Source organism: Streptomyces sp. NPDC019890 (assembly GCF_044903445.1).
Lineage (GTDB): Bacteria > Actinomycetota > Actinomycetes > Streptomycetales > Streptomycetaceae > Streptomyces.
Genome location: NZ_JBJDQK010000015.1, coordinates 131,867 through 139,405, shown reverse-complemented (window position 1 = coordinate 139,405; position 7,539 = coordinate 131,867). Strand labels below are relative to the sequence as shown.

Sequence of the window (7,539 nt, the reverse complement as noted above, 5' to 3'; positions counted from 1 at the left end):
GCCTGCTCGTACGCCTCCGCCGTCACGTTGGCGTGCGCGGCCAGCTCGGCCGGCGGTGCGAACCGCCGTTCTTCCTTGAGCAGGTTGGCCAGGCTCTCGTTGCTCACGACATCTCCCTTTCCCAGGGCGTCCTATGTGCCTATGTGTCCCAGGCCATAGCTCATCAGCCAGACGGCCGGGTGACAAGAGTCTTCCGGAAATTGGTTTAGACCTATTGGGTTCCATGAGTGGCCCCTCCTCCCCGGGCGGTGGGAAGGAGGGGCCATACGTTCTCACGTGCGCGGCGGGTTGCCGGTTCAGGCGCGCGACTTCTCCAGGGCCGAAGGAGCAGGTGCGACGCGGTCGAAGACCACGTCGATCTCATGCTCGCAACTGCTCGCGAGCAGATAGGCCTGAGCCTCGCCGACATGGAAGTACATGCCGTGCAGCTCCAGCGTGCCCTCGGCGAGCCGCCGGGCCACCGCTTCATGGGCCCGCAGATGCTCCAACTGCTGGATCACATTGGTCAGACACAGCTGCTCCACCGCATCGGTGGGCAGCCGCCCGGAGATCCTCGCCCAGGAGCGGTGCGGGCTCCTCATTCGGTCCAGGCTCGCCAGTCCGTGTCGCAGCCAGCGCCGCAGGGGCGTCTGCGCATCCCCCGACGGACCGTTCAGCAGGGCCTGCATAGCGCCGCAGCCGGAGTGCCCGCAGATGGTGATGGAGTCGACCTCCAGCACATCGACGGCGTACTCGATCGCGGCCGCCACCGAGTCGTCGCCGCTCTCCGCACCGGGCAGGGGCACCAGATTGCCCACATTCCGTACGGTGAACAGATCGCCCGGTCCGCTTGCCGTGATCATGCTGGTGACCAGGCGGGAGTCGGCACAGGTGAGGAAGAGCTGCGAGGGCCGCTGCCCCTCGCGCGCCAGCCGCGCCAGCTCGTCCCGTACCAGCGGGGCCGTATTGCGCTGGAAGGAGCTGAGCCCACTGGCCAGTTGATGCCCGGTGGTGCGCCGGGGGCGCTCGCCGCAACGGTGGTTGCGCCACGGAGTCCAGGGGCGGCAGCAACCGTGCGCCTCCGAGGCGGGCTCGCTGATCCGGCTCCCGGCCCGGCCGGTGAACTCCACCGTTCCGCCCTGCGCGAGGTGCGAGGCCTGCCAGTCGTGCAGCGCCTCGTATGCGGCATGGTCCATGAACGATCCGTCCAGCTCGACGACACAGTCCGTCCCGTGAGGCACCTGAGCGAGCGTCCGGCTCAGCCGCGGCACCGCAAGGAAGGTCAACTGGCCGCGCGCCCGCACCCGGTGGACCCCCTCCTGCTCGTTCACCGTGATCCGGGTCCTGGTCAGCCGGTGCAGAGCGACCGCGACCGCCACCGCGATCCCGATCATCACTCCCTCCAGCACGCCGGTGACGACGACCGAGGTCAGCGTCACCGCGTACACCAGCAGTTCGCGATTCCGCTTCACGGTCCGCAGGTGGGTGATGTTGACCATCTGTACGCCGACGACCATCACCAGCGCGGCCAGGGCGCCCAACGGGATCAGATCGAGCACGGGCACCAGCAGCAGTGCCGCGATCGCGATCCACAGGCCGTGCAGCATCGTGGCGTGACGGCTCACCCCGCCCGCGGACACGTTGGCGGCGCTGCGGACGGCGACCCCGGTGACGGGCAGCCCGCCGAGGGCACCGGACACGACATTCGCCGCCCCCTGCCCGGCCAGCTCCCGGTCGAGCCGGGCGCGCGGAAGCCGGACGTCCGGCTCCTTGCGGGCAGCCACCAGTTTGTCGACGGCGACCGCCGACAGCAGTGACTCCACGCTCCCCACCAGGGTGATGGTGAGGACGGCGGCGAGGATGCCGAGCACCGGCCCGTCGGGCAGCACGGGCAGGGCGTGGTTGCTCCACGACGGCAGATCGACGCGCGGCAGGCGCAGCCCGGCGACCGCGGCGAACACGGTCGCGCCCGCCACGGCGGCGAGAGCGGCCGGGAGCCTTCGTACGATCCGCCCCGCGCGCCCGGGAATCCGCGGCCACAGCAGCAGCACGGCAATGGTCAGCGCGCTGGCCATGAGCGCGGCCGGTTGGAGATCGGCCAACTGGGCGGGAAGTGAACGGACGTTGTCGATGGCGGAGCTCTGCGGGGTGCCGCCGAGCACGATATGGAGTTGTGCCAGGGCGATCGTGGCGCCGATGCCGGCCAGCATGCCGTGCACGATCGCGGGGCTGACGGCGAGAGCCGAGCGCGCCACCCGCAGTGCGGACAGGCCGAGTTGGGCCAGTCCGGCGAGGACGGTGATGGCGCAGGTGGTGCGCCAGCCGTACTGCTGGATCAGATCGGCGGTGACGACGGTCAGCCCGGCGGCGGGACCGCTGACCTGAAGCGGCGAACCGCCGAACCGGCCGCCGACGATGCCGCCGACGGCGGCGGCCACCAGCCCGGCCTGGAGTGGTGCGCCGGTGGCGAGTGCGATGCCGAGGGAGAGCGGCAGCGCGATCAGGAAGACGGCGATCGAGGCGGTCAGATCGGCGCCCGCGATGCGGAAGCGGCGGGGGCCGCCTTCGCCGGTCGGTGGCGGGCTGTGCGGACGCTGGAAGCGCGCGGCGAGAAACGCTAGGGACGGACGGAACCTGCGGGAGGCGCCGGCCTCGCCGCTCGTGGGGGCTTGGCGGGACTTGCCGTTCTTTCGGGACTTCCGGGACTTGGGGGTTTTACGAGATGGGTCGTCGGTGCGAGTGGGGACGCAGGCGGACATGTTTCCCGTCTCCTCCGGGGCAGCGCGGTCGCGGAATGTGGGGACGCGGCCGTGGGTCACGGCGTGCAGCGGCGGGATCTTCAACTCTCGGTAAATGGATCGTAATGCAGAGTAAAGACTGAGGCATGATTTTCCGGGCAAATGGGGCAGCTTTTCACCCGTTCTGGTGATTAATGATTTGAATGCGGCTCGTCACCCCCTCCCCCTAGGCGTCCCGATGCGAGTTTGTCGGCGCTGTAGGCAATGCGTCGTACAGGCATACCGGCCTATTGGCGTATAGGCACAGGAAAGAGGGTGGGCGGATGAAGGCCGCTACGAGGAGGATCGCCGTCGGCGCAGTCGCCACGGCGCTGACCGCAGGACTCGCCGGCTGTTCCGGTGCCACCGGCTCGACCACCGTCAACAAGGGCGCCCCCGCAGTGAAGAAGCCTGCCGCGGCCCCCAAGAGCGCGGTACGCCTCATCGGCGACGGATCCACCGCGTTCACCGGCGTCCAGCCGGGCCTGCCCAAGCCGGAGCGTCTGAAGCCCGGTCAGCAGCCACCGCAGTTCGTCGTGTTCTCCTGGGACGGGGCCGGCGAGGACAGCCAGAAGCTCTTTTCGCGCTTTCGCAAGGTCGCCAAGAAGTACGACGCGACGATGACCTACTTCCTCAGTGGCGTCTATCTGCTCCCGGAGGCGAAGGCCGGCCTCTATCTCCCGCCCCAGCACTCGGCCGGGCGCTCGGACATCGGCTTCAACGACACGCAGGGGATCAAGGACACCGTGCGTGAGCTGCGCGGCGCCTGGCAGGAGGGCAACGAGGTGGGTACCCACTTCAACGGCCACTTCTGCGGCAAGGACGGCGGGGTCGGCCGGTGGTCCGTGGCCGAGTGGTTGAGCGAGATCCGCCAGGCCAAGTCCTTTGTGAAGAACTGGAAGTCGAACGCGGGCCTCGAGTCCGAGCAGCCGCTGCCCTTCGACTACGACAAGGAACTCATCGGCGGCCGCACCCCCTGCCTGGAAGGTCGCCCCAACTTCCTGCGTGCCGCAAGCCAGTTGGGCTTCCGCTACGACACCAGCGGCATCAATGATCAGGTCTGGCCCAAGAAGGAACTGGGCCTGTGGGACCTGTCGATGCAGTTGGTCCCGGTGCCGGGCCGCTCCTTCGAGACGCTGTCCATGGACTACAACTTCATGGTCAACCAGTCCGGGACGGTCAAGGGCGACCCCTCGCAGCGCGAGTACTGGGGCGACCAGATGCGCAACGGCCTGGTGCAGGCCTTCGACCGCGCCTACAAGGGCAACCGGGCCCCGCTGATCATCGGCAACCACTTCGAGTCCTGGAACGGCGGCACATATATGCGCGCCATCGAGGAGACGATCGCGACGGTCTGTGTGAAGCGCGACGTGAAGTGCGTGTCCTTCCGTCAGCTCGCCGACTGGCTGGACGCCCAGGACCCGCAGGTCCTGGCGAAGATGCGCACGCTCGAGGTCGGCCAGGCCCCGAAGGGCGGCTGGGCGGCCTTCCTCGCCGCCCAGCCGGCGGCTCCGGCCGCCTCACCCGCCGTCAGGCGGGCTGGGCAGCACTGACGTCCGACATCCGCTCCGCGAGCACGAAGGCGGGGTCGACCTGCGCGGCAAGGTCGGCGCCCGTCTTCGCGTTCCCCCAGCTCTCCGCGTTCTTCAGATGGAAATGCACCATCTGGCGTGTGTAGCGTTCCCAGTCGCGGTGCTCGTAGGAGTCCTCCGCGGCGTTCTGCAGGGCCTGGAGCGACATGCGGTTCTCTGCCTCCAACTGCTCGAAGTGCAGCGGCCGGCCCTTCTCCATCGCCCGCACCCAGTCGGAGTGGCCGACGGTGACGAGCAGATCGTCGCCCACCTCCGCGCGCAGGAAGTCGATGTCGTCCGGTCCCTGCACCTTGTTTCCGACGACCTTCAGCGCGACACCGAAGTCCCGTGCGTACTCCTGGTACTGGCGGTACACGGACACGCCCTTGCGGGTCGGCTCGGCCACCAGGAACGTCATGTCGAAGCGGGTGAACATCCCGGAGGCGAACGAGTCCGACCCGGCGGTCATGTCGACGACGACATACTCGTCCGGGCCGTCTACAAGGTGGTTGAGGCAGAGCTCCACCGCGCCGACCTTCGAGTGGTAGCAGGACACCCCGAGGTCGGATTCGGTGAACGGGCCGGTGGCCATCAGCCGGATGTCCCCGTCGTCGAGGCGGACGGTGCGGGCGCAGGCCTCATAGACGGGGTTGTCCTCGAGGACGCGCAGCAGCCGAGAGCCCTCGCCCGGCGGTGTCGTCTTGATCATTGTCTCGGCGGAGGCGATTCGAGGGTTGGAGCCCCGCAGATATTCCTTGATCAGCGGCAGATGCGCGCCCATCGCGGGCAGCGCGGCGGCCTCCGCCTCGCCGAGACCGAGCGCGGCCCCCAGATGCTGGTTGATGTCGGCGTCCACCGCGACGACGGGGGCTTCATTGGCGGCCAGGTGGCGGATGAAGAGCGAGGACAGCGTGGTCTTCCCGCTGCCGCCCTTCCCTACGAAAGCGATCTTCATGTTCACCTAGGGTAGTGGATCAATCGCATGGTGTGTTCAAGTTGCGTGAGGAAGACCACTCCAAGGTGGGGCGCGCGCCGTGGGCGCGTAGCCTCGCTACTTATGAGTACGAATGCCTCGTCGGTCGACCCTCTGGCCACTCTCGGCTCCCTTCCGGGTGTCGCCGAGTCCGTGGACTCCGTACGCAAAGCGGTCGACCGGGTCTACGGCCACCGGGTCATGCGACGCCGCAGCAACGAGATCACCTCCGAGGCGGCGCTGCGCGGAGCGCGTGGGTCCGCCGCACTGTCCGGCGCGGACTGGGCGCTGGAGGAGGTCCGCAGGCGCACCGACTTCGGTGTCGAGCCCGAGGCGCGTACGGTCGGCGCGGCGCTGCGGCTGACTGCCGAGGCCGGTCAACTCCTCTCCATCTGGCGGCAGTCGCCGCTTCGGGTGCTGGCCCGGCTGCATCTGGTCGCCGCGAGCGGCGCCGCCGACGACGAAACGGTGGGCAGGCCGCGGCTGGCGGGCGAAGCGGTCGAGGAGCCGCTGATCGAGGCCCCGCTGCCGGACGCGAGCGAGGTCACCGGCCGGCTGGACGGACTCGCCGAGCTGATCATCGCGGGCAGCTCCGCACCCGCCCTGGTGGTGGCGGCCGTCGTCCATGGCGAGCTGCTGGCGCTGCGCCCCTTCGGCTCCTACAACGGGCTCGTCGCTCGGGCGGCCGAGCGCATTGTCCTGATCGGCAGCGGGCTGGACCCGAAGTCGATCTGCCCGGCGGAGGTCGGGCATGCGGAGCAGGGCCGGGCGGCGTATCTGGCGGCCTTCGACGGGTATCTGTCGGGGACTCCGGACGGCATGGCCGCCTGGATCGCCCACTGCGGGCGCGCTGTGGAACTCGGCGTGAGGGAGTCGACAGCGGTCTGCGAGGCACTTCAGCGCGGGGCTGCGTGACTGTTCCCGGCCGCGGGGCTACTTGACCGTTCCCGGCGGAACTTTCCCTGAACAGGGTTGCGGCGGTACCGGAATTGGTACCGCCGCTGGCATGTCCACGGAGTTACCATGCGTCCTCGAATATTTGCCCATCAGGTCGGGAACTCTGCCCGTCACCTGGTGCGGCTGGCCCGTAATCGACGGGTCGACGTCGCGTGGGTGCTCCATTTTCATGCTTCGGTCCGTGGGGCCTTCATGCGTTAAAGGTGATCCTTTCGGATGTCCTTGGTCTCGCGGGCCGTTGAGTCCTTTCTACTCCTGAGAGAGGACAAGCGGAAGGCCCGGCTGCACTTCTTTACTTTTAGGTTCAAATTAGGTTCAAATTCGGGCGAAATGGCTGCCCGTGACCGCCGCTGCGGCCTGAGCTGCGGCGCTGCGGCGGCGGCTGGCGTACCAGACGAGCCCGGCCGTGGCCGCTGCGGCGCCCACGGCTGCCATCGCGACGAGGGCCGGACGGGGCGGCATCGAGAACGCGGGCAGCCGCTGCTTCAGCCGGACCGGCCGGTTGAAGACGAGAATCGGCCAATCGCGAGCGGTCGCCTCACGGCGCAGCGCGCGGTCCGGATTCACGGCGTGCGGATGTCCGACGGACGCGAGCATCGGGACATCGGTGGCGGAGTCGCTGTAGGCGTAGCAGCGATCCAGGTCGTACCCCTCGGAGGCAGCGAGCTCCTTGATCGCTTCCGCCTTGGTCGGCCCGTATGCGTAGTACTCCACCTCCCCCGTGAAGCAGCCGTCCTCGCCGACCACCATGCGGGTGGCCACCACCCGGTCCGCTCCCAGGAGCTCGCCGATGGGCTCGACGACCTCGGCGCCCGAGGTGGAGACGATGACGACGTCACGGCCGGCGGTGTGGTGCTCCTCGATGAGGGATGCGGCCTCGTCGTAGATGATCGGGTCGATCAGGTCATGGAGCGTCTCGGCGACGATCTCCTTGACCTGCTGGACGTTCCAGCCCTTGCAGAGCGATGAGAGGTACTCACGCATCCGCTCCATCTGGTCGTGGTCGGCACCGCCCGCGAGAAAAACGAACTGGGCATAGGCGGTCCGCAGTACGGCGCGCCGGTTGATCAGCCCGCCTTGGTAGAAGGACTTGCTGAAGGTCAGCGTCGAAGACTTCGCAATGACCGTCTTGTCCAGGTCAAAGAAGGCGGCTGTGCGCGGCAAGGAGTGGTTTTCCACGAGCCTGAGCATAGGTGCCCGCCATTCGGCGTACGCTCGGGCGTGTGGGTTTGCCTGAGAAGGCTCTCGGGTACACCATGGAAGTCACGGATCGTTCGCGACC

5 protein-coding genes are annotated in these 7,539 nt (G+C 68.4%); 2 read left to right on the top strand and 3 right to left on the bottom strand.

Annotated elements, in window-relative coordinates; genetic code table 11:
* Nucleotides 1-296: 296 nt before the first annotated feature.
* Entirely contained in the window at nt 297-2,738 is a 2,442-nt protein-coding gene (locus tag ACI2LP_RS30720; protein ID WP_404727796.1) for a bifunctional SulP family inorganic anion transporter/carbonic anhydrase, read from the bottom strand.
* A 302-nt stretch (nt 2,739-3,040) separates the two neighbouring features.
* On the opposite strand from ACI2LP_RS30720, the gene ACI2LP_RS30715 reads away from it, so the two are divergent.
* Complete coding sequence (locus ACI2LP_RS30715; RefSeq protein WP_404727795.1) at nt 3,041-4,309, top strand: hypothetical protein; 1,269 nt, start codon at nt 3,041-3,043, stop codon at nt 4,307-4,309.
* On the opposite strand, the gene ACI2LP_RS30710 is transcribed toward ACI2LP_RS30715, so the two are convergent.
* Nucleotides 4,287-5,282 (bottom strand): ATP-binding protein, encoded by a 996-nt coding sequence (locus ACI2LP_RS30710; protein WP_404727794.1) that lies wholly within the window; start codon nt 5,280-5,282, stop codon nt 4,287-4,289. The genes ACI2LP_RS30715 and ACI2LP_RS30710 overlap by 23 nt on opposite strands.
* A gap of 102 nt (nt 5,283-5,384) precedes the next feature.
* Between ACI2LP_RS30710 and ACI2LP_RS30705 the strand changes: the two genes are divergently transcribed.
* Nucleotides 5,385-6,215, top strand: coding sequence for an oxidoreductase (locus tag ACI2LP_RS30705; protein ID WP_404727793.1), 831 nt, complete (start codon nt 5,385-5,387; stop codon nt 6,213-6,215).
* A gap of 357 nt (nt 6,216-6,572) precedes the next feature.
* On the opposite strand, the gene ACI2LP_RS30700 is transcribed toward ACI2LP_RS30705, so the two are convergent.
* On the bottom strand, nt 6,573-7,448 hold the full coding sequence (locus tag ACI2LP_RS30700) for an HAD family hydrolase (RefSeq protein ID WP_404727792.1): 876 nt from the start codon (nt 7,446-7,448) through the stop codon (nt 6,573-6,575).
* Nucleotides 7,449-7,539 lie beyond the last annotated feature (91 nt).

What these genes read in the sequence shown, in the direction of transcription:
- ACI2LP_RS30720 (WP_404727796.1), bottom strand. Translation starts at nt 2,738, where the DNA reads ATGTCCGCCTGCGTCCCCACTCGCACCGACGACCCATCTCGTAAAACC.
- ACI2LP_RS30715 (WP_404727795.1), top strand. Translation starts at nt 3,041, where the DNA reads ATGAAGGCCGCTACGAGGAGGATCGCCGTCGGCGCAGTCGCCACGGCG.
- ACI2LP_RS30700 (WP_404727792.1), bottom strand. Translation starts at nt 7,448, where the DNA reads ATGCTCAGGCTCGTGGAAAACCACTCCTTGCCGCGCACAGCCGCCTTC.
- ACI2LP_RS30710 (WP_404727794.1), bottom strand. Translation starts at nt 5,282, where the DNA reads ATGAAGATCGCTTTCGTAGGGAAGGGCGGCAGCGGGAAGACCACGCTG.
- ACI2LP_RS30705 (WP_404727793.1), top strand. Translation starts at nt 5,385, where the DNA reads ATGAGTACGAATGCCTCGTCGGTCGACCCTCTGGCCACTCTCGGCTCC.